Below are 26744 nucleotides of genomic sequence, written 5' to 3' on the forward strand. Positions count from 1 at the left end.
TCTCTTGGTTTCTTCCAGACCAGCAACTGGCCGTCTTCCTTAAATTGACCCTCTTGATTGGATAGGGTAAAACAATCACTTATATAACAATTATATGAATTCCCTTAGCCCCAAAGGTCATCGATGAGTTCAACCACCAATGCCCGCACCCTCAAAGTCCCTCTCGTCAATGTGTATGCCAAAGGTGGCTACAGTGCCCAGTTAAGAATTGGCGCCGAGAAGCACCCGCTGAACCTGATCTTAGATACCGGCAGCAGCACACTGGTCGTGTCCGGCAGCGACTATGTCGAGGAGCGCGACACTGCCCTCACCCCCACCAGCTTCGCCCAGGAGGTGCTTTACGGTATAGGCGGCTGGGACGGCCCAGTGGTCTACACCCGGGTGGGGATTCGTGAGGATGCGATAGATTTCGATCTCCATGACGACCATGTTCCCCATGCCCATCATCCGATTGTGCTTGAGCAGTGTCCTGTGGCCGTGGTGTCATCTCTTGCCCAGGAGACCAGCTTTGCCGATGCCGACGGCATCTTAGGTCTGGCCTACGACGCCCTTAACAAGGTCTATGATCTCAAGAACTATTTTCATCACTATGGCATAGCCCCAGCGCTCACCTTCCCCTGGCCCTTCGATGAGGAGATCCACCTGTGCAGCCAGCACTATCGCCCGATACTCACTGACGCGAATCATGACTTCTCCATGGGTCATGGCGCGCTCGCCGCGCAAGACTCCCAGTGGCATCAGGCGACCGAGACGAGCTTCAACAGCGAAGATTTGCGCCAATTTAAGCGCTTTCTTCGCACCCAGCCGACAGATGATCTACCGCCCTATTTCAGCAATTTAACCAGCCACGGCCTGACCCCTAACAAGTTTGCCTTCTTCGCCCGCCGCTCCAGCATACATGTGGCAAACCAAGAGGTGCTCGCACCCAACAGCGCCAACGAGTTCGCCTTCCTCGGCCAAGATCCCCTCAACCAGGGCTGGTTGATCTTAGGTGGCGGCGAGGAGCATACCGAGCTGTACCAGGGCGAATTTAAGACCATAGCGGTGATCGAAAACCGGTATTACAACGTCAACCTAGTGGGACTAAAAATAGGCGATGGCGAGATGATCCCCAGCCTGCTGACGCAATCTGTAGAGGATGCAGAGGAGCAAGCGTTAGCGGAGCACGAGTTAGCAGAGCAACATGAAGTAGCAGAAACAGGCGAGGCCCAGCCAGATAACGCACCATCAGACACTAGTGCGCTCTGCCCAGACGGCCAGCACCTACACACCCATGGGGTACATATCTGCGACACTCTCAGGGGGCAGAGCAACGCCATCATAGACACGGGCGCCTCTGCAATCGTACTCACCCGTCACCTGTTTGGCGCGCTGACTCAGGCCCTGGAATCGATAGACCCCAAGTTCACCCAGCAGATAGCCCCCTTTAGCGATATCGCCTTTCAGCAGACAGGTATCGACATGGCAGAGCTACAGCTGGAGCTCTGGCCAGATATCACCTTCTATTTTGTCGGCCCGCGAAACGAGCATGACGCGGCGCCGAGCTGCAACGATCCCGACTGTCCGCCGGGATGCGAGCCCATCGCCATCCGCGTCACGCCACAGCACTACTGGCAGATCAACACGCCGACTCAGGGCAAGGCCTGCTTCAAGCTGTTGTCGCAGCTGCCCAACTGGCCGGATCAATCCATATTGGGGCTGCCGCTGATGAGCGCCTACTATGTGGTGTTCGACCGCTCGGTAGATGACAAGGGGGTGATCCGCTTCGCCGAGCAGAGGCCGCTGCAGATATCCGAAGTGCAGCATGCCAGATAATGACCCCTTCTCATCAAAGCAACTCCCCTCAAGGGAGCAGCCTTCCTCCGCGCTGCCTTCGCGGCTAACCCACTACCTGGCAGACCATGGTTTTGCCAGCGAGCGCCTGACCATGCGCCCGATAGATGAGTCAGACCAGGCGCTGTATCGCCGCCTCTATTGCGACGAGAGGGTGATGCGCCATATCGGCGCGCCGCTCACCCAGACCCAGGCCGACAGGGCGTTTCAAACCGCCTTGAGCCAGATGCACCGGGCACTCTCTGGCGCTGCATCTAGTTGCCAATATATGAACTGGGCGATAGTCGAGCAGCAAAGTCAGCACGCTATTGGCATACAAGGTCTCACCTGGCAGGGCGAGGATCGCACCCTGGCCGAGATAGGCATAATGCTGATGCCCCAAGCCAACGGTAAACTCTACCCGGAGGAAGCCATGGGGTCGCTAATGGAGTATGCCTATCTTAAGCTAGGCGTGACGCGCATCTTGGCAAACTTTGCCGCCAAGAACCTCGCCACCGAACGCTTCGTTAAGAAGCTGGGATTTGTGTTCGACGCAGATGCGTTGCCCCTGGCATCCACAGTGGCAAAAGAGGCTCGCCAGATGAAATCCTGCTTCGCCGATTCTCACCACTATAAAAGTACGAAATAAGTATTCAATTCAAGGCAATTAGCGGTTTTAAAACAGAGAAATTGCTGTTAGCTTTAACCCTTAATTAACATGCATAACATCAGGACCCAAATTCATGGCGGGAAGCCTGGCTTGTGTCGGCATAGGGATGACCTTAGGCGCCCATATCTGCCCGCTGGCACGCAGCTATATTGAACAAGCCGACGTCGTTTTCTCGGGCGTTTCAAACGGCATAGTAGAACTCTGGCTACAGGAGATGCACCCAGACGTACGCTCGCTACAGGTCTACTACGGCGAGGGTAAGTCACGCCATATCACCTACCGTGAGATGGTCGACGCCATACTGGCAGAGGTCAGACAAGGCAAGAAAGTTGTCGGCGCCTTCTACGGTCACCCCGGCGTATTCGCCCAGGCGCCCCATAGATCCATAGAGGCGGCGCGCGCCGAAGGGTTCGAGGCAGTCATGGTGCCCGGCATCTCCGCTGAAGATTGCCTCATCGCCGACCTCGGCATAGACCCAGGGCAATTTGGCTGCCAGCAGTTTGAAGCCAGCCAGTTTATGTTTTACCAGCGGCGCTTCGACCCCTCCTGTTACCTGATCCTCTGGCAGATAGGCCTGGCAGGTGATAAGAGCATGGCCAGATTCGCCACCGGCAAGGCCCATCGTCAGGTGCTGATAGAATTGCTGGCAGAGACTTACCCCTTAGATCATCAGGTGATCCTCTACGAGGCCGCCGTGCTCCCCATAGATAAGGTGCGCAAACACACTCTGCCGCTACGGGACCTGGCCGATGCCAAGATCTTCATGCATACCACCCTGGTGATCCCGCCCAGCGAAAAGATGCGGCCAAACCCTACAATCTTGGAGAAGCTGGCTAAACTTGAAACGGCATACCAAGTCGATGACACCCTACTACCCGAAAACTAATCAATAACAAACTAACCACCAACAACAATAAGGACGAACAATGTCGAACATTATTCAATTACTGGAACGCATGGGTCAGGATGCGGCGCTACAAAACCAAGACGCTAAAGCACAAGAAATTTTAGCTGCCGATGTCGCGGCTGAAATTAAAAACTCGCTACTGGTCAACGACACAGAAGCGCTGCACGAACAGCTGGATATCTGTCCTGACGTCGTCGCCTTCCTACTGCCGGCAGAAGATGAGCAGAAAGAAGATGAAAATAATGAAAACGAAGAACAGGAACAGGCCAGCGCAGTTAACCAATAATCTTATTCAGACTATTTAGATGAAAGTCAGATATTTATTATTATTGTTAATATTCTTCTTCAGCCAGTCTATGGCTGAAGAAGTCGATATTGACGCAACCTTAACTCAGGCTGATCAACTTAAGAGCAGCAATCCAAAAGCCTTCTCTGAGCTGCTAAATACCCTAGAAAAGGAACCACTCAATCCACAACAGAGATATTTTTTAGACTACCTGCGCGGATATGAGCTGACCTACCAAGGCAAGCAAGCGCAGAGCATCGACGTATTCAACAAGATCCTTAACTCGAACGCCAACGAAACACTAAAATTCCGGGCCAATCAAACCTTAATCAACATCTATGCAATCTCCCAGGATTGGTCCAAAGGCCTGACGCATCTCTCCAAAAACTTTCAATTTATCGAGCAGATAAAGGACCCCGAAACGGTTCAGAGCGGACTGGCCATCGCCGCCATTTTTTACAACCAGATTGAGCAGTATGAGTTAGGCCTAAGCTACGCCGAAAAACTAAGAAGCAGCAAGCCATCGAAAAGAAACACCTGCCTAGCCAATGGCTTAGCCATAGAGGCGCAGCTTGGCCTCAATCAACTCGAGGTCGACTCCCCCAGCCTGCAGGCCGCGGTCGCCAGCTGTGACGAAGAGGTGATAATGGAGAGCTTTATCCACTCCTTTATCGCCACTAAATACCTGCGAGACGGGAATACGGCAGAAGTCTATGGCCAACTCAAGCCATCGCTGGAAACCATAGAGAAAACCCGTTACCCAAGGCTTATCGCCGAGGTCTACGCCACCCTGGCCAGCGCCTATCTGAAGGATCACAAGATAGGTGAAGCGCGGTTACTGGCAGAGAAAATTGTCAATTTGGCAAAGGGCTTAGGCAATACTCAGGCGGTCGTTACCGCCTACAAGGTGCTCTATCAGATCGCCGAGCTCAGCGGCAATTACAAGGCGGCGCTGGATTATCACGTCAAGTACGCCCAGGCCGACAAGGCATACCTGGATGATATCAAGACCAAGCATCTGGCCTTCCAGCTCGCCGAGCATCAGGCGGCGGAGCAGAAGAGTCGTATCACACTGCTGGACAGACAGAACAACCTGCTACTGACCGAACAGCAACTGGCGAAGACCCAGGCGGAAAACAACCGGCTATTTATCTCGCTGCTAATCGCCATCATCACCCTGCTGGGCTTCTGGGCCTATAAGTCATGGACGATTCAGAAGCGCCTCAAGCAGCTGGCAGAATACGATGCCCTGACACATGTGTTTAACCGCGGTCACTTCACCCAGGTCGCCCAGAGCGCACTCACCTACTGCGAGAGCAGCGAGGTAGACCTCAGCTATATACTGTTCGATCTGGATAACTTCAAGCAGATCAACGATAAATATGGTCACGCAATTGGCGACTGGGTACTGAAGAAAGTTGCCAAGGCCTGTCAGGCACAGGGACGCAAGAACGATATCTTCGCCCGCATCGGCGGCGAGGAGTTCTGTATCGCCCTGCCCGGCTGCGATCTACAGACGGCGGTTAAGCTGGCTGAGGCCTGCCGTAAGGCGATTGCCGGGATTGATTGTAGCGCCACCGGCCATGAGTTTGAGGTTACTGCCAGCTTTGGGATCACAGATACTCAGATGTCCGGCTATAAGCTGGAGCGGCTGATCAACGACGCCGACAGCGCCATGTATCAGTCAAAGGAAACCGGGCGAGATCGCATCTGTATCTTCGACCCCGAATCCAAGCGCACTATCCCTCAGGCGTCCCATTCTCTGCTCTCCCTCTAACGAGGGAGGCTAGCATTAAGCGTTCGGGCCAGCCTTGGCATGAGACTGGCTACGACTATCTGCCCGGATATTAATTGTGCTGCTGCGCAACAGATTGAGATGAAAGCCTTTTGCCAAGCCGCAGCCCCTTTTATAATCAGGCAGTCGGAAACTCAAACATACGTAAAAAGGGAATGACTCTGGTGCTAAAAAAACTGCTCGCCATGACCAGCTCGACCCAGATGCTCGTCGCCATGTTTGTCGGTTTTGCCGTGGGGCTCTTTTTCGGTGAATCCGTCGGCTGGATGAGCAGCATAGGCACCAGCGTGATCCTCTTGATGCAGATGACGGTACTGCCCTATATTCTGGTCTCTCTGGTAGGGGGCATAGGTAAACTCAAGCGCGCCACCGCCAGCCTGATCTTTAGCCGCGCCGGCGTCATCATGCTGCTGCTCTGGGCTGTAGGCCTGCTACTGGTCGCCCTGATGCCGCTCTCCTTTCCCTTTGTCGAGACCGCCTCCTTCTTCAGCACCAGCTCCATCGAGCCCGCCGCGGCTATCGACTATTTCAAGCTCTATATTCCCTCTAACCCCTTCCAGTCGATGGCCGAGGGTTATGTGCCCGCCATGGTTATCTTCGCCATCGCCATGGGGCTGGCACTCATTGGCATGGAGGGCGACAACAAGCAGCTGATCATTAACTTCATGCACACCTGCAGCGAGATATTCTCCAAGATCACCCAGGCGCTGGTGAAGGTACTGCCTATAGGGATCTTCGCCATGTCGGCCTCGGCCGCTGGCACCATGGGAGTGGATGAGTTTGCCAGCATGCAAGTCTATCTCATCAGCTACTTCGTCCTCTGCCTGCTGCTCACCTTCTGGGTACTGCCCTGGATAGTCGCCTCCCTGACGCCGGTCACCTTCGCCCAGGCGCTAAGGATCAGCAAGTCCAGCCTGGTTACCGCCTTTGCCACCGGCAACATCTTCATCGTGATCCCGGTGATCGTCGAGGAGTGTAAGCAGATCATGCGCGAGCATCAGAGCCTGAGCGACGATGCCGAAACCTTGGTGGAGATCTTGGTGCCCATCGCCTTCACCTTCCCCAACATAGGCAAGCTGACGGTGATCCTCTTCGTGCTCTTCGCCGGTTGGTTTAACGGCACGCCGATAGAGCTCGGCGCCCTGCCATCGCTCTCCATCAGCGGCGTGCTGTCGCTATTTGGCAGCGTGTATGTGGCTATCCCCTTCATGCTGGACCTGGTGCATCTGCCCCAAGATCTGTTCCAGCTATTTGTGATGTCTGGCTTCATCACGGGCAAGTTTAACTCCATCACCGCCGTGATGAACCTGTTTGCCCTGACACTGCTGACGGTGGCGCTATTTGAGAAGCGTCTAAGATTCAGGCCACCGCAACTGCTCAAGATGGCCATAGGCGTGGGGGCCAGCGTGGTGCTCACCCTCATCGTCTGCCGGGTGGGCATGGGGCTGTTTATTCATAGCCCAGAGGTGACCAGCGGCGTTATCGCCAACATGCAGGTGGCCGACAAGGTGCCGACCAAGGTGAGCAAGCAATATCCGGTATTAGGCCAGAGCGCCAGTCGCCCTATCGCCGATGTCAACGCCATCCGCGCCCGCGGCCTGCTGAGGGTCGGTTATATCCCCAGCAATGTGCCCTTTAGCTATTACAACAACGCCGGGCAACTGGTGGGCTTCGACAGCGCCATGGCCAATCGTCTGGCGGACGATCTTGGGGTAAAAGTCGAGTTCATACCCTTCGAGAAGGATAAGCTGGCAGCATCCCTCGACGCGGGTTTCTTCGATATCGCCATGTCGGGTCTGGCGATGGATATCGAGCAGATGGACAATCTGAGCTATGTGGAACCCGTGCTGCTACTCAACCTTGCCATCGCAACCAAAGACCATAAGGTCAACAGCTTCAAGCGCAACCAGTCGATCAAGGCGATGCAAGATACTACCATCGCCTACGTGGAGCACAGCGACATCATAGAAGATGCCAAGGCCTTCTATCCCAACCTCAAGTTCGTCAAGATTAAGGGCTACAAGGACTTCTTCCGTCAGAAGGGCGACAAGTATGATGCCGTGGTGATCAGCGCCGAGGCGGGCTCCGCCTGGACCCTCTTCTTCCCCGGCTATGGCATAGCGCCGCTGGAGTACAAGGCGAAGTACCCTATCGCCTATGCGGTCGCCCAGGACAACCAGTCGCTGCTCAACTATGTCAACAACTGGCAGAAGCTGCGCAAGGTGGATGGCCACCAAGAGCGGCTCTACAGCTACTGGATGCTAGGCCAAGGCGCCAGCGAGCCTAAACCCAGGTGGTCCATCATACGGGACGTGCTGCACTGGGTAGACTAGAACTTGGCTCGCTTTTCTCATTGCTAACCGTCTCGTACTAGCCTTCTCGATTACCTTTCTCGTTCCAAAGCCTCACCCAGGGGGCCGAAATAGGCCAGTAGCTGGCGATAGATGCTCTCTCTGTGATCGAGGCTGGGGTATCCACCTGCCTTGGCCAGCGGCGAGTCCAGGGTCTCGTTGACCAGGTAGGGATTGCGGATCTCGGGATGGGACTCGATACAGGCCTCGAAGGCCCTGGCCATCATCTCTGTGGGTTTGGAAAAGTATTGCCTGCCCTGCTGCCTGTCCAGCGCCACGGCGCGGCGTACATACTCGTGGCTGTCCTGGCCATCGCCGCTCAGCAAGACGCAGGCAAACAGCTGCATCAGGCGATCGTTAAGGGGATGAACAACTGGCGTGTGGTCGACCAGCCAGCAGTGACTGGCAAAGGCGATGCCTGTGGTTGGGATCTCGAAGGCCTTGGTCGCAATATAGTGGTCGAAGGCGTGCCAGAACTCGTGTGCCAGGGCGCCGGCGCCGGCATTTTTTGCCAGGGCTAATTCCCTCTGAGCAGGCATATAGTGGGCCTGCACGCCCATCTGCCCACCTGTCCCGAAGGCCAGGTTCAGCGTCTGTCTCAGCCCCATGGCCTTGGGCGGCAGCTTTAACATGAAGGCGAGATCGGCAAAGGCGTCGAAGATAAGGTTAGCCGCCTTATGCTTCTCTTCCTCCTCCACCCAGCTGCCCAGGCGAATATGATTGAGGCCGAACACCTCCTTGATGTCGTGAAAGCTCACCTGCTCGCCGCAGCGATAGTCTGGTCCCTCACGTCGATACTGGTTTCGTTTTATCACTCGCCTGCCCATAAAATTGCCCGCAGCCATCATACCCTATTTTCTATCTGCAGATGATCTCGGCGATAAAGGAGGTGTGGCACACTTTCAAGTGCAGGTCATGACCCCGATAATCGCGCCAGCAGCGACGAAGATAGTCGCAACATCGGCACACAAAAAAGCCGCCCTAGGGCGGCTATTGGCATTGATGCTGATACGAAGCAGATCAGACTTAAACCATTAGGCTAGGCTATCTTCAGCGCCGCCTTGTCGCTGATCAGCTGCATATCGAAGTCGAACTCATCGACACGAATGGCGCGCTCACGCTTGAGGTTATAGTCCAGCAGCTGCTTGTGCTCGCCCTCTGTGATGATCTTGGCTTCGCGGGCGCGGTCCAGCGTCTGCGCGAATCTCACCCCAGACTTGAAGTACCCCTGCTTCAGGCCCTTCTTCACCTTGGCCAGCAGCGGCAGACAGGCGATCTTCGCCAGATATGCCTGCTGGTTGATGTCATTGCCATCCCCCGGTACCGGCTTCACCAGATGGGTCAGCTGACGCTTGATCTGGGTGTTGAGCTGCGCCTCATGGGCCAGTTCGCGGATCAGATCGTCGTTGATCTTCTTCATCTTAGGCGAGTAGGTCACAGTGATAAGCTTCATCAGCTGACGTGTCGCTGCAGATGGGAAGTTATCCAGGAAGCTCAACAGGGCATTTTCGGCGTTCATCAGCGCCCAGCGGGTCGCGTACTCGAAGTAAGGCTTAGCCTGGGCACGATGCTCGCTGCTCACCTTCTGCTCGTAGTAGCGAATCGAGGCCATGGCCGCGTACAGGTAGCTCATCACATCCCCCAGACGCGCCGACAGCATCTCGGCCTGCTTAAGCTTGCCGCCAAGCACCAAGAGAGAGAAGTCGGCATATACAGCCAGTTTCGACGCCAGCTTGTGCACCGCCTTCTCATATTCCACCACTTCGCTCAACTCAGACTTGGCATCGGCGGTAAAAGGCAGCAGACCCAGGCGGAAGGCGCGCAGGCTGTTGCCCACACTGTAGCCAACAGTCTGCTTGAAGATACGGTTAAAGGTCTTGTCAGCATCTTTGTCGTCGCTGTGAATCGCCTCAACCATGCTTTGCAGATGAGGGTGACAGCGCATCACGCCCTGACCGAAGATCATCAGGTTGCGGGTCAGAATGTTCGCCCCTTCCACCGTGATGGCGATAGGCTGCGCCACATAGCCAGAAGCCAGGGTATTCTGCGGACCACGCTGAATCGCCTTACCGGCCTGAATATCCATGGCCGAGTTCAGCACGTCGCGGCCAATCTCCGTCATGTGGTACTTGGCCATCGCGGTTACGACTGAGGGCTTGAGCCCCAGGCCCAGGCCTTCTGTGGTCAGTACGCGCATCGCCTCTTGCAGATAGGTCTTACCGGCGATATCCGCCAGCTTCTCCTGGATCCCCTCGAACTTGCCGATGGCCAGGCCAAACTGCTCACGCACCGCGGCGTATTCCGCCGACGACTTGAAAGACGCCTGGCTTACCGAGACCCCAAGAGCCGGCAGCGAGATACCACGGCCGGCACCGAGACAGGCCACCAACATCTGCCAGCCACGGCCAATATTCTGCTGACCGCCTATGATGAAGTCCATAGGGATAAATACATTCTCACCACGTGTGGTGCCGTTATAGAAGCGGCAGCCCATAGGATCGTGACGGTTACCCAACTCGACACCCGGATGCGACTTAGGGATCAGCGCACAGGTGATCCCCAGCTGCTCCTTGCCGCCCAACAGGCCTTGTGGATCTTCCACCTTGAAGGCCAGACCCAGTACGGTAGCGATGGGCGCCAGGGTAATGTAACGCTTGTCCCAGGTTACCGACAGGCCGAGCACTTGCTCGCCCTGGTATTCACCCATGGTCACAGTGCCGATATCGGGAATACCACCGGCGTCCGAGCCCGCCTCTGGGCTGGTCAATGCGAAACAGGGGATCTCCTGGCCATTGGCCAGACGCGGCAGCCAGAAATCTTGCTGGGCCTGAGTGCCGTAATGCATCAGCAGCTCACCCGGACCTAATGAGTTTGGCACCATAACGGTCACCGCCACCGCCGAACTCTTGGCGGCAATGGTGGCCACAATCGTCGAGTTGGCATAAGGGCTGAATTCCAGGCCGCCGAAGGCCTTAGGAATGATCAGCGAGAAGAACTTATGCTCTTTTAGGAAATTCAGTATGTTGTCTGGCAGATGCAGGCTGTTTTGAATGACAAAATCATCCACCATCTCGATAAGTGTCTGCACTGGGCCGTCGAGGAAGGCCTGCTCCTCATCGGACAAGGTCGCCCCCGGAACCTGACGCAGGGCATCGAAGTCTGGGATCCCCTGATAGATAGATCCCTCTAGCCATACATCACCGGCGTCGAGCGCCTCTTGTTCAGTGGTAGAAATACTCGGCAGTACTTTTTTAAATTTTGTTCTAATACTCATCTTTCAGACTCATCCGACCAGAAAACCTAGTGTGCATTACGTCACAAAAAATGGATTAGATCAAATATTCTAACCTCAAAAAAATGCTTTATTTTACAGTTACAAACGCAACTAAAAATTAAGCTCATTCTTTTCAAAAGGTTACAAGTGTACGCTCAAATAAAAAATTTAAACACTTGTTTCATATAATTGTTTGAATAAGGCCTTTTTTGACCTAGATCAGAGACATTTTTCATTAATGAGTGAGCGAAATCACCCTGTTTCAAAAATGGAAAAATAAGCATATATATTTACTAAATTAGCACTACTTATTATGTGGATATAAGCTTAAATTATCATCACAAATAACCCTGCGATATGGGCCAAATACCCAGCTTATGCCACCTGTAGCGGCACGATAAGCCAGCGCATTCGCCCACATGCAGCCATCAAAATAAGAGAGTGCTTCATGAAGATAGCCCTATTTATTCCCTGTCTGGTGAACCAGATGATGCCCCATGTCGGCATCGCCACCGTCGAACTCCTCGAAAAACTCGGCCATCAGGTCATACTGCCCAAGGGGCAGACCTGCTGTGGCCAGCCCATGACTAACTCGGGCTGTTTTGATGAAGCCAAGAAAACCACCCTTAAGCTGCTGAACGCCTTCAAGGGTGTCGAGTGTGACGTCATCGTCTGCCCGGCCGCCTCTTGCCTGGTTGCCGCCAAGGAGAACTTCCATGAGTTTGACGACAGCCCAGAAGCCCAGGCGGTGATCGACAAGCTCTATGAGCTGACCGAGTTCCTCCACGATGTGGCGCCGATCCCTGCCTTCAACAAGGCGTTTAACTTCAAGATCAGCCTGCAGCTGAGCTGTCACGGCATCCGCATGTTGGACCTGGCGACGCCGAGCGAGCAGATGGGCCCACGCACCAATAAGGTCGAGGCCGTACTGAGCCGTATCCCAGGTATCGAAATCGTCTACCCAGATCGCCGCGACGAATGCTGCGGCTTCGGTGGTACCTTCGCCGTCGACGAGGGCGCCGTTTCGGCCAAGATGGGTAAAGACAAGGCCCAGGCCCACGCCGCCACGGGCGCCACCTATGCGGTAGGTTTCGACCCCTCATGCCTGCTACACCTGGATGGCATGATCCGCCGTCAGCTATTGCCGATCGCGACCCGTCATATTGCCGAAGTCATCAACGCAGCCCTGTAAGGAGTAGCTCATGTCTAGTCAAACCACCGCACTCAACTCAGGCGTGCATGCGAAGAAGGCCGACATCTTCTGTCAGGATGAGGCTCGCGTCGATTGGCACTCAAAGGCCCTATGGGTGCTGCGTGAGAAGCGCGATCGCGCCGCCGCCAGCCTGCCGGAATGGGAGCAGCTGCGTCAGCTCGGCTCCGAAATGAAGCTCCACACCCTGACCCATCTGGGCGAATACCTGGAGACTTTCGAGAAGAACTGTCTGGCCAACGGTATCGTCGTGCACTGGGCCAAAGATGGCGCCGAGCACAACCAGATAGTCCATAACATTCTGGCCAAGCATCAGGTGAAGAAGCTGGTTAAGTCCAAGTCTATGCTCACCGAAGAGTGTCACCTCAACCCTTACCTCGAGAGCAAGGGCATAGAGGTGATCGACACCGACCTGGGTGAGCGCATCATTCAGCTGGCCAAGCAGCCGCCATCACATATCGTGGTACCGGCGATCCACCTAAAGAAAGAGGAAGTGGGCGACCTCTTCCACGACAAGTTAGGCACAGAGGCGGGCGCCTCGGATCCTCTCTATCTCACCCGCGCCGCCCGCGCTCACCTTCGTGAGCAGTTCCTGTCTGCCGATGCGGCCATGACAGGGGTTAACATGGCCATCGCCGACAAAGGCGCCGTTGTGGTCTGCACCAACGAAGGTAACGCCGACATGGGCGCTAACCTGCCGAAACTGCAGCTGCACTCCATGGGCATAGACAAGATAGTGCCGGATCTCGACAGCGCCGCCATCTTGCTGCGCACCTTGGCCCGCAACGCCACCGGTCAGCCGATCACCACCTACTCCAGCTTCTATCGCGGTCCACAGGATGGCGGCGAAATGCATGTGATCATCGTCGACAACGGCCGCACCGACATGCTGCAAGACAAGATCCTGGCAGAATCGCTCAAGTGTATCCGCTGTGGTGGCTGTCTGAACACTTGTCCTGTGTATCGTCGCTCAGGCGGTTACAGCTACAACTACACCATCCCTGGCCCTATCGGCATCGCCGTGGGTGCTCAGGCCGATGATACCCACTCTATCCCTTGGGCCTGTACCCTGTGTGGCAGCTGTAGCTATGTCTGCCCGACCAAGGTGCCGCTGGATAAGATCATCCACCATCACCGTCGCCTCAAGGCCAAGGCGGGCAAACTGCCTTACGGTAAGCGCAACTATATGCCGCTGGTCGGTAACTTCATGGCCAGCGAAACCATGCTCAACTGCTCCATGAGCGTCGCCCGCACCGCACTGCGTATCCTGCCGGGCTCGCTGCTCAAGCCATTCTCTGGCGCCTGGGGTAAATACAGAGAGCTGCCAGTCGCACCTAAGTCCAGCTTCGAAGCTTGGTTTAACAAAAACAGAGGTCAATAAAAATGTCGAGCAAGCAATCTATTCTCAATGCATTAAAAAGCGTCGCGGTTGCACCTCAGGCCATGCCGCCAATCAATGTCAGCCCACGTCTAGACGATGTGATTGGCCAGTTTGAAACCAACCTGGGCACGGTTGCCGGTACCCTGCATCGTGAGGGTGGCCTGGCCGCCCTGCAAGCCAAGGTCGACGAGCTGATCAAAGAAGGCAAGCAGGTGATCTCCCAGGTCGAAGGTGTCACGGGCAACCGTAATGCCCCGGACACAGCCCATGAGCTAAGAGACATCGACTTTGCGGTGATCCCCGGCGATGTCGCCGTGGCTGAAAATGGCGCCATCTGGGTCAACAACCAGCACCTGGGCCACAGGGTAACTCCCTTCATCTGTGAAAACCTGTTCCTGGTAGTGAGCGCCGATAAGGTGGTTGCCAACATGCATCAGGCGATTAAGCAGATTGGTTTAGACAGCGGTGAGTTCGGCGTCTTTATCGCCGGCCCATCCAAGACAGCGGACATCGAGCAGGCCTTGGTCGTGGGTGCCCACGGCGCCTGCAGCCTGAATGTCTACCTGGTTTAAGCGCCTAGCTGAAAACATTAGTTTAGGTCCTAAGCTTCAACCCTATTTAGCAGCCTCAAACTGCCTGGCCACCACGATCACTGTGGTGGCTTTTTTTTGCCTGAATTTCTTGAGTGAAATAATTTCTTGAGTGAAATAGTTGTCTTAATTTGTCACCAAACGTCAGAGACGATGCAGACGGAATCTTGGTAGGCGGCTAGCTGTGAGTTTGTTGGGCAGGCGCCAGCGCCAACGACAAGGGGCTAGCGAAACTGACGCGAAGCAAAGGTGTTAGCAGCGCGGCGTTAATGGAACAAACAGCTGGCTCTGTCCTGCATGAACTCGATAAACAGCTTCACCTTGAGGGGCTGATGGGTGCGCTGATGATACAACAGGGAGATGCGTCGCTGCTCGCCGTGCCAGTCGGGCAACACCCGGCGAAGCTCACCCGAGGCAAGCTCCTCCTTCACGAACAGCTCTGGGCCGTAGAGAATGCCGCCATCATCTACCGCGGCGCGCACCGCACCGTTGAGATCTCCAAGGGTCAACTTAGCCGGGCCTTCGTAATAGAAATCTTCGCCGCTGACATGCTTCATCGACCAGTTAAACAGGGGCCACACCTTGATCAAGGAGTGCTCCACCAGCTGATCCGGGTGTTGGGGCGTGCCGGCGCAGGCAAGGTAGCCCGGCGAGGCAAACAGGCCATAATCTAAGACCCCCAGCGACTTAGAGACCCAGGAAGAGTCGGGCTGGGCGCCGCCGACAATGGCCACATCCACCCCCTCGTCGATCAGATCGATACTGGAGTTATTCTGGGTAATATGCAGCTGAATATCCGGATAGGCCTTAGAGAAGTCGTTTAGCACCCCGATGAAGATCATCGAGATGATAGACACGGGCGCCGCGATGCGCAGTGTACCTTCGGCCTTCTCGACTCTGGGCTCGCTACAGCGATCAAACTGGGCCACCACATTTTGATAGCGGCCAAAAAGCTCGCTGCCCTCCTCGGTTAACCTCAGCTTACGGGTGCTGCGCATGATCAGCTGAGTATCCAGCAGGCTCTCGAGTTTAGTCACCTTGCGGCTAACTGTCGCCACGGGCATCCCCAGCTCTTTGGCCACCTGGGAAAAACCGCCGGTATTCACCAGATGCACAAACAGATGGATAAGCTCAAGTTCTGTGCCTACGCTACGCGCCATCAAAAGCCTCGAAAAAACCGATTAGAAATGGATAAGAATTATAACAAAACCGCGCACATAGCGCAGTAGAAAAGCCTTAGGCAACACTGAGCCGCATCAAGAAAAGTGCAATAAATTCTCCTCTTTTCCGGTAAGCGCCCCGTGAATCTCGCCCGCAAGCTGAGTTATAATCATCGGCAATGATTAATTCCCGCCAATCCAGAGAGCATTAAGATGGCTAGAACCGCCGCCGCATTACACATTTTGGTCAAACATAAAGAACTCGCCGAAGAGATCATCGAGAAGCTCAACAAGGGCGCTAAGTTCGACCAGCTCGCCAAGAAACACTCCACCTGCCCATCGGGTAAGAAAGGCGGCAGCCTGGGGGAGTTTAAGAAAGGTCAGATGGTGCCCGCCTTCGACAAGGTCTGCTTCACCGGCGAGTTGATCAGGCCGCATCTGGTCAAGACCAAGTTTGGCTGGCACGTGGTGAAGGTGTTGTATCGGACCTGATGCTAAGGTTTAGCCTAAGTGTTCAAAGGGGTGATTGTTAACCCTCTCCGCTAACCGGTTTAAACCTTGCTTCTTCGGTGTAAAACAAGCGTCCTAACGGACTTATATACCGATTTGAAATTCTTACCTTCTCTTTAACCTATCGCCTACCCGGCGGGGGTTGTGCAGATACGCCTGTGACACGCTGTGAAGCCATCCTTGGCCGCTCTACGGTTTCATCCCTGAAACCGAAGGTCACAGTCGTATCTACACAGAGTATTTATCTCTCTTCGATTTAACTTCATTTAATACTTTGTAAAAGCAATACCAAAAAATAATGCTTAGGCTGCATTTCAAAGTTTTTTACTATCTTATAATCTGTGTAAAAACAGTCACCTATGACATCTTTTGCTAAATCAACACCAATGATCGTAGTATTGTTCATAACTATATGACGCCAGATAAAAAATGCTAACTAATAGTAAACTTATCATAGAATAAGGGGTCAATTTGTCTGTCATGCTTTGGAACAATAATGATTATCGAGAATATATCAGACTATATAAATGCCTTAGAGAAAACATCTGAGCATACTATTTATAGAGGGCAAGCCAATAAAGGTTGGGATTTAATTCCCAGTATTGGACGACTGCATGACAAATTAGAAAATCATAATACTCTTTATAAAGACTGGGAAAGTCTTGAGAAATCTCTTCTTTCACGATTCAAAACTCAATCAACGCCTTACATGAATTTTGTTCCATCTTCTAAAATAGAATGGCTTATCCATGCTCAACATCATGGCTTGCCGACTCCATTATTGGATTGGACAACAAACCCATTAGTTGCTTTATATTTTTCTCTTTGTGAAACTGACAATGACGGTTTTGATGGAGCTGTACACACCATAGTGCCGAAGAGTTGGCACTCAGATTCAGATGATATAGATAGTATTCCACATCTAATTGCCTTTTATCCTAGACACCTAAATCCAAGAATAGTCGCACAAAGTGGATGTTTTACAGTTTTCCCTTACCCTAAAAAATTGGTCCCTATGGCCAGTCTAAGTGATCCTAATAGCTATGTTTCTACTGAGGTTTATTGGGGTGAGACAATCATTATTCCAAAAGATAGTAAACCAAAACTTCGAAAACAGTTGAGTCGACTTGGAATTAATCATCAAACAATGTTCCCCGGACTAGATGGTATAGCAAAACAAATATTGAGCGAATTTAGCGCATAAAAAATTACAAGCGAGTAAGGAAAAATATTGAGTATCGTAAAATCTATATCGCTTGCTGTTGCGGGGGTGATCGTAATGGCTTCGTCGGCCAGTGCTGAGGTTGGTGTGCGCCTCGAGTATGGCAATCCTAGCGACGTGGCAGATAAGGCGGTAAGAGAGGAGCTTATCGCATCGGGTGTCATAGACACGGGCGTTAGCTTTATCAATGACCACTTCAAACTCGCAGAGCCCCTTGTGGTTGCCTTTGGCGGCGATGATGGCCCGCTGTTTGATGGCGAGAGCGGCAGCATAATGATCCCCTATGCTTTCGTTAACGAGGTCAGGCACAGATTCAAACAGGCTAACTATGATAAGACTGGCGTGACGCCTGAGCAGGCGACCGATGATGCCTTGCTGCACACCCTGTTTCACGAGTTTGCCCACGCCCTCATCGACATGTATCAGCTGCCAGTTCTCGGAAAAGAGGAAGATGCCGCCGATGCCCTCGCCACGACGCTTCTCGTCGAGTTTTTCGATGATGGTCAGGAGATTGCGTTAAGCGCCGCGGATCTGTTTGATATAGAGAGTGACGACAGAGAGGTCCTTGAAGATGAAGACTTTTGGGACGAGCACAGCCTAGACGATCAACGCTATTTTACGACCCTATGTCACGTCTACGGCAGCGCCCCCAACAAGTATGCAACCATAGTTAAAGAGGGGCTACTAGGGGAAGAGAGGGCCGAGCTGTGCATCGAAGAATATGCCGCCATCTCACGCAGCTGGCTCATGTTATTAGAGCCTTACATCAAGGCTAACGAAACGGAAAAGCTCAGCCAGTAAAGGTGGTGAGCGCCCCTAAACATCACCTAGGCAAAACGCGCCTGGTCGGGTGAGCTGCCGGCGCTTTAAGGGATGGATTATATAAATCATCCAACTTGCCTGCTCCCCTATCTTACGTCATCGACTAATCACTTTAGCTAACAGCTTAAGAAGCAAAGCTGTCACTAAGGCTCTAAATTCGTTAGCGTATACTAAGCTTGGCTTATTCCTTCCGTCACTTGAAAGATAAGAGTCCAACTCACAACGGACAGGCCGAGTCGTGCAACCCAGGCAGTAAAGGATATCGAATGACCGACAAATTTCAGCAGCTTGCAGACAAGATAGATGCCGCCTTGCTCACAGGCGATAACACCGCCATCGCGACAATCTTAGCCGAGATAGCCAGCGCCGAAATCGCCAGGCTGCTGGAGTCCCTGCCACCAAAGGAGCGGCTAAGCGTCTGGGCCCAGGTTGCCCCCAAGCGCTGCGCCAAGGTGCTCCTGGCCCTGCCACAGCCCCAGCGCCGGGCGCTCATTCAACATACGGATGAAGCCAAACTGATCGCCGGTCTTAGCCAGATGCAGATGGATGAGCTGGCGGATATCGACGCCGACCTGCCCATGCCTGTGGTCTCGGCCATGGTGCAGGCGATGGACTCCCAGCGCAGGCAGAGATACGAGCTAGTCAGAGACTACCCCGACCAGAGCGCCGGCGGCCTGATGGATGTGGATATCAGCGCCCTGCGCGCCGATGTCTCAATAAAAGCCGCGCTGCGCTATCTGCGCCGATTGCGTCAGCGCGAAGGCCAGCTGCCGGAACATCTGGACAGCCTGATGGTGGTCGACAGAAACAACACCCTGGTCGGCATCATCCCCCTGAGCCTGCTGGTTTCCAGCGAGATGGACACCAGCATAAGCGAGCTGATGTCCACAGAGATCACCAGCTTTACCCCAGAGATGTCCGCCAGCAAGGTAGCACAAGTCTTTAAAGACAAAGATCTGCTGTCGGCTCCCGTGGTGGACGCTGAGCATAAGTTGATTGGCCGCATCACAGTGGATGATGTGATCGACGTGATCCAGGACGAGGCCGACAAGGCCCTCTATTCCCAGGCGGGTCTGAACAATCACCCAGACCTGTTTGCCCCCATAGTGCGCAGTGCCAGCCGCCGGGCACTCTGGCTCGGCATCAACCTGCTCACCGCCTTTCTGGCGGCCTGGGTGATCGGCCTGTTCGAGGCGGCTATCGAGAAGGTGGTTGCCCTCGCCGTGCTCATGCCCGTGGTGGCCAGCATGGGCGGCGTCGCCGGCAGCCAGACCCTCACCATGGTGACCCGAGGCCTGGCACTGGATCAGATCAATCGTAATAACATCATCAAGTTGATTGGCCATGAGTTTGGTATCGGCGCGCTCAATGCCCTGCTGTGGGCTTCCTTGGTCGCCTTCATCGCCCTCAAGTGGTTTGGCGACTGGCAGCTGGGGCTGGTGTTTGGTCTCGCCATGGTGATAGTGCTGATCACCGGCGTGTTGGCGGGCGCCAGCATCCCTGTGCTGCTGAAGAAGATAGGCATAGATCCGGCGCTGGCGGGCGGCGTGGTGCTGACCACAGTCACAGATGTGGTGGGCTTCTTCGCCTTCTTAGGATTGGCGACCCTGTTCATTCTTTAAAGCTGATTATTCAGCGGCTTTATCCTCAGAGTTTCCTCGCGGCGCCTTGACTATCTTAAGCTCGCCATCCAGATGCAGATCCCGCTGAGGAAAGGCGATCACTATGCCGGCCTGGGTAAACAGCTTGTAGATGCGAAAACGGATATCGCTACGGATCCGGCGAATGTCCGCCTCTGTGTTGGCACACACCCAGAAGATGCCATCGAAGATGAGTGCGTTATCGCCAAAGTCTTCGAAGATGGCGACCGGGGATGGCGTAGTCAAGATCTCCTCATGCTCATCCAGGGTCTGCTTGATGATATCCGCCACCCGCTCCACATCCGACCCATAGGCAACCCCCACCCTCACGGTCGAGCGGGCGATGTTGTCTATCAGGGTCCAGTTGGTGACGGTATTTTCCAGCAGCTGGCTATTGGGCACCAGCATATGCACACCGTCGTTGCGGCGGATCAGGGTCGAACGGGTATTGATGCTCTCCACCACCCCCTTGGTCTCGCCTATCTCCAGAAAATCGCCGATACGGATCGGCCGCTCCCACATCAAGATCCAGCCGCTGATGAAGTTGTTGATGATGTTCTGCGCGCCGAAACCGACACCGATTGCCACGGCGCCCGAGACGAAGGCGAAGGCCTTAATGGGAATATTGAGGATCTCCAGGCTGGTCACCAGGATGATGGCGATCGCCAGTATGAGATAGATACGGGAGAAGAGATGCACCGCATCCGGGGCCACCTTACGGGCCAGCAGGGCGCGGCGGATCAGCTTGCCGATGCGAGTCACGATAAACCAGGCCAGTAGCAGGAGCAGCGGCACCTGTAACACCTGGGAGACGGTGATCGCCGAGTCTCCGTAGGTGAAGAGAACGAAAGATAAGATCTCTTTAATATCCTGCCAGCTCATGCCCCGCCCCTCACTTTGCGCCGTTCATTGAGTATAACAGCCGGGGCGAAAAGCGTGATTTAGCCATCGGGGTCAATCACTTGGACAGTGCAGCTCTCTAAGTTAAATACTGAGCCAAAGCACGGCTACCAGAAAGAGCATGGAACCCGAGAGACGATTGAGCCACTGGCCCCTGCCGCGCTGCTGGAGGAAGCTCGAGAGCCGTCGACCACCATAGGCATAGAGCAGCAAACAGGCAAACTCTATGACCACCACCAGCGTCAGCAAGACTAGCGCCTGGGTCATCAAAGGCTGCTCGGGACGAATAAAGGGCGGCAGCAGCGTCATCAGAAAGGCCCAAGCCTTAGGATTAGAGATCGCGGCGGAGAAGCCACTCAATGCCAGTGCCCCCGGCGATGATTGCGACGCACTCTCCACCTTACTGGCACAATAAGGCGATCGCCAGCTCTTTACCCCGAGATAGATGAGATAGGCAGCCCCTAGGTATTTCACCATCAGCAACAACCATTCATGACGGCTAAGCAAGTTGCTGATACCGACAAGCGCCAAGGTGGCGATCGAGGCGATGCCCACCAACACGCCGAGCATCATCCACAGGGTTCGACGCACGCCGATGTTAGCTCCGAGCGTCATTGCCAGCATCATGCAGATCCCAGGTGAGAGCGACATGAGAAAGAAGGTCAACATAAAGACCAGTAACCATGAGAAATCCACAGAGCCTCTCCCTATCTTGAGTTAAGCCTGAATGTCGTCTGGCGTCGCAACCAGCCCGGGTACAGAGAGCAGATATTCAAGTCCCTTAGCGTTGAAGCCATTAAGATTCAGCCGCTTTCGACTAAAGGGCGGGTTAATCAACTTAGTGCGAGTCGACACCCGGTTGAACCAGTCGGGATTACCCAAGGCCGCACTGCCCACGGCCACCATGTCGGCACCCAGATGCAACGCCTGTTGGGCACTGAGGCCATCGGCAATCTTACCCGCTACCATCAAAGGAATATCACCGATAAAGCCTTCACGAATATTCGCCAGTAGGGAACTCCCCTCGCCTTCATCCGGCGCCTTAAAGCTGTCCCCCATGGAGAAGTGCAGATAGTCGATATCTTGCTCGGCGAGGATATTGGCAACCTCCATCTGATGGCTCAGTGCTATGCCACGCACATTGGCATAGCTTTCCGGTGACAGACGAACGCCGACGATAAAGTTACGGGGCAGACAACGGCGGATCTCTGCGATGATGTCGCGCAGCAACTTAGTACGCTTATAGACACTGCCGCCCCATTCGTCGCTACGCTGGTTGAGGGTCGGATTGAGAAAATTACACAGCAGAAAATTGTGGGCGCCGTGGAGCTCTATGCCATCCAATCCCGCCTCAAAGGCCCGCAGCGCCGAATGAACGAAGGCCTCCTTAAGCTCGGCAATCTGTTCGCCGCTCATCTCCTGTACCCCGAGCGGATAGCGTCCACCCGGTGGGATGGCTGAGGGCCCCATTGGCGCATGGCTATTTAACTCCACCGAGGCGCGTACGCCACCGTGATGCAACTGCACTAGGGTCAGCACCTCATGCCCCCTGGCCATCGCGGCCACCTTGGCAAACTGTCCCTGCTGATGATCGCTCATCAGACCGGGCTGCCCCTGCCAGCAGCGCCCGCCGGTCTGAACCTGGGTGGCGGCCAAGATCAGGGTGCCGAACCCGCCCCGGGCACACAGGCTAAGCCAGGCCATCTCATCGCTGCTGAGATCACCATTATCCTCGCTCATGTTATGGGTCAGTGGGGCCAGAACCGTCTTGTTTTTCGCGCTCTTACCTGCGCGGCAAAACAGCTGGGGATGGGTAAAGCTTGTCGTCACCATAGTAGATATTCCACACCATTAAACTCATGGCGCCTACTGTACACGACTCCTTGTGGCGATATAATCAGGTAAATTAGCAAGAGTAAATTTCCCAATAGGAAATAATAACTGTGAAGAGTAAGCTAGATACCATCTACCTGATGAAGCTATTTGCCGCCATTGTCCACCGCGGCTCCTTTGCTGCCGCGGCCGCACAGCTGTCGATCACCCCAAGCAAGGCCTCTAAGGATATTCAATACCTGGAAAGCCTGCTCGATACCCGACTGTTGCAGCGCAGTACCCGCCATGTAACCACCACGGACGCCGGCGAACTCTTCTATCACAAGTCCCAGGAGATCCTCGAGCTCAACGACGAACTGCTCGACTACCTGAGTCACCAAAAGACCCAGCTTAGCGGCGAGCTGCGCCTGACCGCCCCCAAGCTATGGGGCGAACGCATACTGACCCCCATCATCTTGGCCTTCAAGCGTCATCATCCCGATGTGCGCATCAAGGCCAGCTTCTCCAACGAACACAGCGACCTTCACAGAGACAAGCTACACATCGCCTTTCGCAGCACACAGATCACCACAGAGCCTTACCTGGCGCGGCTGATCGCAAAAGATGAGTCTATACTTTGCGCCAGCCAAGACTACCTGAGTCGACATGCCGCCCCGCCGACCCCAGAGGCGCTGGCTGAACACAAGATGATCCTCCTCAGCAGCAGGGACAAGGTATTCGATCGCATCAAGCTGCTGCGCACTAACCATAGTGCCATGCAGAGTATTGAACAGCGACTGGACGGCGAACTCACTTTTAACAATAAGAGCGCCATCTACCAGGCGGTCAAGGCTGGATTAGGCATCGCCGTGCTGCCAAAATATCTGATCGATGCCGACCTGCGGAGGGGCGATTTGGTGACCATACTGCCCGACTACCAACTTGCGTCAGCCAACTTCTACGCCCTCTACAGCCATAGGCGAAAAGACTCGGCGCTGATCAACCTGTTTATCGACTTCGTGATCGCCGAGCTTACCCACGCACAGCCTAAAGTCGACTAGAGAGAATCCCTAGAAATCAAGATGACAAAATAGTTACAGAGCTAATTAAACTACTCCCCATATTTAAACTCTGCCAGCCTAAACTTCCCTTAGCTATATCAGGGTCGGCAGCGCGCAAGAAGCATACACAATCGGCCTCAGTCATGGACAACAACCCAGGCCACCACAGGGTAAGTGCTAACCATTCGCTCAGCCGTCATTGAGTCATCAACATGACCAACGACTATGGACATGATTTGTCCCAAACCGCAGCTCCAGCCAAGCTGCTGATAATTGTTCGTTGGTTGTTTTTCGCACAAAGGTAAGACTAATCCCACAACAGCACTAGGTGTATTGCCGCTTCATATTTTTATTTCGGTGTCCACTTATCACGCCTCAACCTCAGTAACCGCAAGGGCTACAGAGGATTAGATGAAGGTACGACTAAGCATTATCTCTGGATTCAGGGTGGAAAAATAGATCGATTGAGTGTTAATATAGTTTGAACACTAACTATTAGCTGTGTAATTAATTTTTCATAAGAACACTCACTTCGCTCGGGAGGGCACTATGTCGTCAGACAATGCAACGGAAGAAAATCTCATCTCACAGGTGTGGCAAACCGCCCGCCGCAAGGCCACTTACGCCATGCAACTCACCTGTCTTTTCGCCATCTTAAGTACCTATCTTTTTGTCATGTTGAAACCCGGTGGGATTCAAAATAACAAAGCGTTAGGAGGCCACTAACTCAATGCATTATTTAACCTATATCTCCCTCGCTATCTATTTTCTTGCCATGTTGGCCATAGGCCTGTTTGCCTACCGCCGCTCGACCGATGATGTGTCGGGCTACATCCTGGGCGGCAGACAGGTGAGCCCTCAGGTCACCGCCCTCTCAGCCGGTGCGTCCGACATGAGTGGCTGGATGCTGATGGGTCTGCCCGGTGCCATGTTCCTGGTGGGCTTCGAGACCATCTATATCGCACTAGGCCTGTTACTTGGCGCCCTGGTGAACTACCTGATCGTCGCGCCTAAGCTGAGGGTCTATACCGAGGTGGCCAACAACGCGCTGACGATTCCGGAATTTTTCGCCAAGCGCTTTCATGACCCTAGCTGCAATGTACGCATCATCTCTGCGGCCATCATAGTGATCTTCTTTACCCTCTACACCTCGGCAGGCCTGGTGGCGGGCGGTAAGCTGTTCGAGTCGGCCTTCGAGGTCAACTACGAGCTGGGACTGGTGATCACCCTAGGGGTCGTCGTCTCCTACACCCTGCTCGGCGGCTTCCTGGCTGTCAGCCTGACCGACTTCGTCCAGGGCTGTATCATGTTTGTCGCGCTGATCTTAGTGCCCGTGGTGGCCTACCAGGAGTTCAGCAACGCCGACAAGATGATGAATTTCGCCTACGAGTCTATCCCTCATTTCGGCGAGGCGATGCAAAACGTCACCCTGCTGGGACTGATCTCGGCGCTCTCTTGGGGCCTGGGTTACTTTGGTCAGCCCCATATCATAGTGCGCTTCATGGCGATCCGTAGTGTGTCTGACATCAAGACGGCCAAGAACATCGGCATGAGCTGGATGACGGTCACCATCATAGGCGCCCTGGCCACCGGCCTGGTGGGTATCGCCTATGCCAACAAGTTCGACATGAAACTCAGCGACCCTGAGACCATCTTTATCGTCTTCTCTGAGCTCTTGTTCCACCCCTTGATCAGCGGCTTCCTGCTGGCGGCGATCTTAGCGGCCATCATGAGCACCATCTCGTCTCAGCTACTGGTGTCATCCAGCTCGCTGACCGAAGATATCTACCGCGTGGTGTCGAAGAAGGAGGCCAGCGAACAGGAGATGGTCAAGCTGGGACGCTTCGGCGTAGCCGGGGTGGCCATAGTCGCCAGCCTGCTGGCACTGGATCGCTCCAACAGCATTCTGTCACTGGTGAGTAATGCGTGGGCCGGCTTCGGCGCCGCCTTCGGTCCACTGGTGCTGTTTAGCCTCTACAAGAAGAACCTGACCCATAAGGCCGCCGTGGCCGGTATCGTCGCCGGTGCCGCCACCGTACTCTTCTGGATCTATGCCCCTGTGCTCCCCGAAGGTAAGGCACTGAGTTCCATGCTCTATGAGATGATCCCTGGCTTTATGGCCAGCAGCCTGGTGATCTGGGGCGTGAGCGCCTTAGATGGCGATCCTTGTGAAAACACCATAGAGACCTTCGATGAGGCCGGGCGTCAACTAGCCGAGCAGAGATAAGGCGGGGGAAACATGGCAAACATACACTGGAAACGCATCGTCGTTAAGGTGGGTAGTGCCCTGATCGCGCCCCATAAGCAAGGATGCAGCAGCCACTATCTGCTGGGTATCGCCCAATTTATCGCTAACTGCCGCGCCCAAGGCGTCCAGGTCGTCCTGGTCTCGTCCGGCTCGGTGGCCGCCGGCTGGCACCGACTGGGTGATGTCAAACAGCCAAGCGTCTCGCAGAAGAAGGCGATGGCCGCCGCGGGCCAGGCCGATATGATGGCCACCTGGGACAAGTTATTCGACTTTCCCTCGGCCCAGCTGCTGGTTACCCATGGGGATCTCAGGGATCGCGAGCGTTACATCAGCATCAAGAACACCCTGTTTAGCCTGCTGGACCACGGCCTGCTGCCCATAGTCAACGAGAACGATGCAGTCACCACAGACACACTGCGTGTCGGTGACAACGACAACCTGTCGGCCATGGTCGCGGCGGCGGCCGATGCCGACGCCCTGATCATCTGCTCCGACGTTAACGGGCTCTACACCAAGAATCCCCAGCTGCACGATGATGCCAAGCTGATCAAACAGGTGAACGAGATCAACGAGTCTGTCTACGCCATGGCCGGCGGCGCCACCAGCGAGGTCGGCACAGGCGGCATGCGCACCAAGATAGAGGCGGCAGAGAAGGCGATCGCCCACGGCATAGAGACGGTGATCATCAACGGCTTCGACCCCGATGCCTTCAACCGTCTGCTCAAAGGCCAGAATCCGGGCACCCTGTTTACCCCGTTCGACCAGCCCATGCAGGAGCATGTGCACTGGATGACCCACACCTCACAGGCCCAGGGTGAAGTGATTGTCGAAGATAACTTCGACGCCCCCCTGGACGACCAGGAGACGCAACTGACCAGCGACGATGTAGTGGCCGTAAAAGGCAACTTTTCCGTCGGTGACACCATCTTAGTGCGCAAAGGCGATGGCACTAAGCTGGCGAAGGCCCAGGCCAATTACAGCAGTTGCTTACTGAGTTTTATCGCCAAGCAACCGGACCGTGCCTTTGCCCATGATGTCGAGCAGCAAACCGGTCCCATCTTAAGCGATGAGAACATCGCCATATTGGAGTAAA

The 26744-nt window shown here is 54.5% G+C and carries 23 protein-coding genes; 17 read left to right on the forward strand and 6 right to left on the reverse strand.

What is annotated here, in order from left to right; all coding sequences use genetic code 11:
• Positions 1–123 precede the first annotated feature (123 nt).
• The 6 genes from K0H80_RS15350 (at position 124) to K0H80_RS15375 (ending at position 7803) form a co-directional block, all read left to right on the forward strand.
• The gene (locus tag K0H80_RS15350) at positions 124–1815 is read left to right on the forward strand and encodes a pepsin-like aspartyl protease (RefSeq protein WP_220072132.1); all 1692 of its coding nucleotides are present in this window, start codon (positions 124–126) and stop codon (positions 1813–1815) included.
• Positions 1805–2461, forward strand: a complete 657-nt coding sequence (locus tag K0H80_RS15355) for a GNAT family N-acetyltransferase (protein WP_220072133.1) — start codon at positions 1805–1807, stop codon at positions 2459–2461. Before K0H80_RS15350 ends, K0H80_RS15355 begins: the two co-directional genes overlap by 11 nt.
• Positions 2462–2555: 94 nt before the next feature.
• Positions 2556–3368: an SAM-dependent methyltransferase gene (locus K0H80_RS15360; RefSeq protein WP_220072134.1), complete on the forward strand. Its 813-nt coding sequence runs from the start codon at positions 2556–2558 to the stop codon at positions 3366–3368.
• Positions 3369–3408: 40 nt separating this feature from the next.
• Positions 3409–3675, forward strand: coding sequence for a hypothetical protein (locus K0H80_RS15365; RefSeq protein WP_220060067.1), 267 nt, complete (start codon positions 3409–3411; stop codon positions 3673–3675).
• Positions 3676–3745: 70 nt separating this feature from the next.
• Entirely contained in the window at positions 3746–5452 is a 1707-nt protein-coding gene (locus tag K0H80_RS15370) for a GGDEF domain-containing protein (RefSeq protein WP_258406118.1), read from the forward strand.
• A 173-nt stretch (positions 5453–5625) separates the two neighbouring features.
• The gene (locus K0H80_RS15375; RefSeq protein WP_220072136.1) at positions 5626–7803 is read left to right on the forward strand and encodes a cation:dicarboxylate symporter family transporter; all 2178 of its coding nucleotides are present in this window, start codon (positions 5626–5628) and stop codon (positions 7801–7803) included.
• A gap of 50 nt (positions 7804–7853) precedes the next feature.
• Here K0H80_RS15375 and K0H80_RS15380 read toward each other — a convergent pair whose 3' ends face one another.
• A complete protein-coding gene (locus tag K0H80_RS15380; RefSeq protein ID WP_220072137.1) occupies positions 7854–8636 on the reverse strand; it encodes a CLCA_X family protein in 783 nt (260 codons plus the stop codon).
• Between the two features lie 224 nt (positions 8637–8860).
• The gene (locus K0H80_RS15385) at positions 8861–11095 is read right to left on the reverse strand and encodes an acyl-CoA dehydrogenase (protein WP_220072138.1); all 2235 of its coding nucleotides are present in this window, start codon (positions 11093–11095) and stop codon (positions 8861–8863) included.
• A 448-nt stretch (positions 11096–11543) separates the two neighbouring features.
• Here K0H80_RS15385 and K0H80_RS15390 point away from each other — a divergent pair, with 448 nt between their 5' ends.
• Genes K0H80_RS15390 through K0H80_RS15400 form a run of 3 tightly spaced genes read left to right on the forward strand, consistent with a single transcriptional unit; the run spans position 11544 to position 14258 of the window.
• Positions 11544–12287 (forward strand): (Fe-S)-binding protein, encoded by a 744-nt coding sequence (locus K0H80_RS15390; RefSeq protein WP_220072139.1) that lies wholly within the window; start codon positions 11544–11546, stop codon positions 12285–12287.
• A 10-nt stretch (positions 12288–12297) separates the two neighbouring features.
• Positions 12298–13686, forward strand: a complete 1389-nt coding sequence (locus K0H80_RS15395; protein ID WP_144201865.1) for a lactate utilization protein B — start codon at positions 12298–12300, stop codon at positions 13684–13686.
• Between the two features lie 2 nt (positions 13687–13688).
• Positions 13689–14258, forward strand: a complete 570-nt coding sequence (locus K0H80_RS15400) for a LutC/YkgG family protein (RefSeq protein WP_220072140.1) — start codon at positions 13689–13691, stop codon at positions 14256–14258.
• Positions 14259–14542: 284 nt separating this feature from the next.
• Here the strand turns inward: K0H80_RS15400 and K0H80_RS15405 are convergent, their stop codons facing one another.
• Positions 14543–15436, reverse strand: coding sequence for a LysR family transcriptional regulator (locus tag K0H80_RS15405; RefSeq protein ID WP_220072141.1), 894 nt, complete (start codon positions 15434–15436; stop codon positions 14543–14545).
• Between the two features lie 213 nt (positions 15437–15649).
• Here K0H80_RS15405 and ppiC point away from each other — a divergent pair, with 213 nt between their 5' ends.
• From ppiC to mgtE, 4 genes are all read left to right on the forward strand, one after another.
• Positions 15650–15928 carry a peptidylprolyl isomerase PpiC gene (ppiC, locus tag K0H80_RS15410; RefSeq protein WP_220072142.1) on the forward strand — a complete coding sequence of 93 codons (279 nt, stop codon included), beginning with the start codon at positions 15650–15652 and terminating at the stop codon, positions 15926–15928.
• 514 nt (positions 15929–16442) lie between these two features.
• Positions 16443–17150 carry an FRG domain-containing protein gene (locus K0H80_RS15415; RefSeq protein ID WP_220072143.1) on the forward strand — a complete coding sequence of 236 codons (708 nt, stop codon included), beginning with the start codon at positions 16443–16445 and terminating at the stop codon, positions 17148–17150.
• A 27-nt stretch (positions 17151–17177) separates the two neighbouring features.
• On the forward strand, positions 17178–17969 hold the full coding sequence (locus tag K0H80_RS15420; RefSeq protein WP_258406119.1) for a DUF4344 domain-containing metallopeptidase: 792 nt from the start codon (positions 17178–17180) through the stop codon (positions 17967–17969).
• Positions 17970–18256: 287 nt separating this feature from the next.
• Entirely contained in the window at positions 18257–19612 is a 1356-nt protein-coding gene (gene mgtE / locus K0H80_RS15425) for a magnesium transporter (protein ID WP_220072144.1), read from the forward strand.
• A 6-nt stretch (positions 19613–19618) separates the two neighbouring features.
• On the opposite strand, the gene K0H80_RS15430 is transcribed toward mgtE, so the two are convergent.
• The 3 genes from K0H80_RS15430 to K0H80_RS15440 all read right to left on the reverse strand — a co-directional run bounded on the left by K0H80_RS15430 (position 19619) and on the right by K0H80_RS15440 (position 22363).
• Entirely contained in the window at positions 19619–20512 is an 894-nt protein-coding gene (locus K0H80_RS15430) for a mechanosensitive ion channel family protein (RefSeq protein ID WP_144201875.1), read from the reverse strand.
• Positions 20513–20614: 102 nt separating this feature from the next.
• On the reverse strand, positions 20615–21226 hold the full coding sequence (locus tag K0H80_RS15435) for a LysE family translocator (protein ID WP_220072145.1): 612 nt from the start codon (positions 21224–21226) through the stop codon (positions 20615–20617).
• A gap of 21 nt (positions 21227–21247) precedes the next feature.
• Entirely contained in the window at positions 21248–22363 is a 1116-nt protein-coding gene (locus tag K0H80_RS15440; RefSeq protein WP_220072146.1) for an NADH:flavin oxidoreductase, read from the reverse strand.
• 110 nt (positions 22364–22473) lie between these two features.
• Between K0H80_RS15440 and K0H80_RS15445 the strand changes: the two genes are divergently transcribed.
• The 4 genes from K0H80_RS15445 to proB all read left to right on the forward strand — a co-directional run bounded on the left by K0H80_RS15445 (position 22474) and on the right by proB (position 26743).
• Complete coding sequence (locus tag K0H80_RS15445) at positions 22474–23403, forward strand: LysR family transcriptional regulator (protein WP_220072147.1); 930 nt, start codon at positions 22474–22476, stop codon at positions 23401–23403.
• Between the two features lie 549 nt (positions 23404–23952).
• Positions 23953–24129 (forward strand): hypothetical protein, encoded by a 177-nt coding sequence (locus K0H80_RS15450; RefSeq protein ID WP_186300604.1) that lies wholly within the window; start codon positions 23953–23955, stop codon positions 24127–24129.
• A gap of 4 nt (positions 24130–24133) precedes the next feature.
• Positions 24134–25630 (forward strand): sodium/proline symporter PutP, encoded by a 1497-nt coding sequence (gene putP, locus K0H80_RS15455; protein WP_220072148.1) that lies wholly within the window; start codon positions 24134–24136, stop codon positions 25628–25630.
• Between the two features lie 12 nt (positions 25631–25642).
• A complete protein-coding gene (gene proB / locus K0H80_RS15460) occupies positions 25643–26743 on the forward strand; it encodes a glutamate 5-kinase (RefSeq protein ID WP_220072149.1) in 1101 nt (366 codons plus the stop codon).
• The last annotated feature ends 1 nt before the right edge of the window (position 26744 follow it).

This window comes from Shewanella aegiceratis (assembly GCF_019457495.1).
Taxonomy (GTDB): domain Bacteria; phylum Pseudomonadota; class Gammaproteobacteria; order Enterobacterales; family Shewanellaceae; genus Shewanella; species Shewanella loihica.

Coding starts and splice junctions, on each gene's coding strand:
- K0H80_RS15355 (WP_220072133.1), top strand. CDS start 1,805: ATGCCAGATAATGACCCCTTCTCATCAAAGCAACTCCCCTCAAGGGAG.
- mgtE (WP_220072144.1), top strand. CDS start 18,257: ATGACCGACAAATTTCAGCAGCTTGCAGACAAGATAGATGCCGCCTTG.
- K0H80_RS15365 (WP_220060067.1), top strand. CDS start 3,409: ATGTCGAACATTATTCAATTACTGGAACGCATGGGTCAGGATGCGGCG.
- K0H80_RS15360 (WP_220072134.1), top strand. CDS start 2,556: ATGGCGGGAAGCCTGGCTTGTGTCGGCATAGGGATGACCTTAGGCGCC.
- K0H80_RS15450 (WP_186300604.1), top strand. CDS start 23,953: ATGTCGTCAGACAATGCAACGGAAGAAAATCTCATCTCACAGGTGTGG.
- K0H80_RS15370 (WP_258406118.1), top strand. CDS start 3,746: ATGGCTGAAGAAGTCGATATTGACGCAACCTTAACTCAGGCTGATCAA.
- K0H80_RS15405 (WP_220072141.1), bottom strand. CDS start 15,436: ATGGCGCGTAGCGTAGGCACAGAACTTGAGCTTATCCATCTGTTTGTG.
- K0H80_RS15375 (WP_220072136.1), top strand. CDS start 5,626: ATGACTCTGGTGCTAAAAAAACTGCTCGCCATGACCAGCTCGACCCAG.
- putP (WP_220072148.1), top strand. CDS start 24,134: ATGCATTATTTAACCTATATCTCCCTCGCTATCTATTTTCTTGCCATG.
- K0H80_RS15390 (WP_220072139.1), top strand. CDS start 11,544: ATGAAGATAGCCCTATTTATTCCCTGTCTGGTGAACCAGATGATGCCC.
- K0H80_RS15350 (WP_220072132.1), top strand. CDS start 124: ATGAGTTCAACCACCAATGCCCGCACCCTCAAAGTCCCTCTCGTCAAT.
- K0H80_RS15385 (WP_220072138.1), bottom strand. CDS start 11,095: ATGAGTATTAGAACAAAATTTAAAAAAGTACTGCCGAGTATTTCTACC.
- K0H80_RS15430 (WP_144201875.1), bottom strand. CDS start 20,512: ATGAGCTGGCAGGATATTAAAGAGATCTTATCTTTCGTTCTCTTCACC.
- K0H80_RS15440 (WP_220072146.1), bottom strand. CDS start 22,363: ATGGTGACGACAAGCTTTACCCATCCCCAGCTGTTTTGCCGCGCAGGT.
- K0H80_RS15415 (WP_220072143.1), top strand. CDS start 16,443: ATGATTATCGAGAATATATCAGACTATATAAATGCCTTAGAGAAAACA.
- ppiC (WP_220072142.1), top strand. CDS start 15,650: ATGGCTAGAACCGCCGCCGCATTACACATTTTGGTCAAACATAAAGAA.
- proB (WP_220072149.1), top strand. CDS start 25,643: ATGGCAAACATACACTGGAAACGCATCGTCGTTAAGGTGGGTAGTGCC.
- K0H80_RS15400 (WP_220072140.1), top strand. CDS start 13,689: ATGTCGAGCAAGCAATCTATTCTCAATGCATTAAAAAGCGTCGCGGTT.
- K0H80_RS15395 (WP_144201865.1), top strand. CDS start 12,298: ATGTCTAGTCAAACCACCGCACTCAACTCAGGCGTGCATGCGAAGAAG.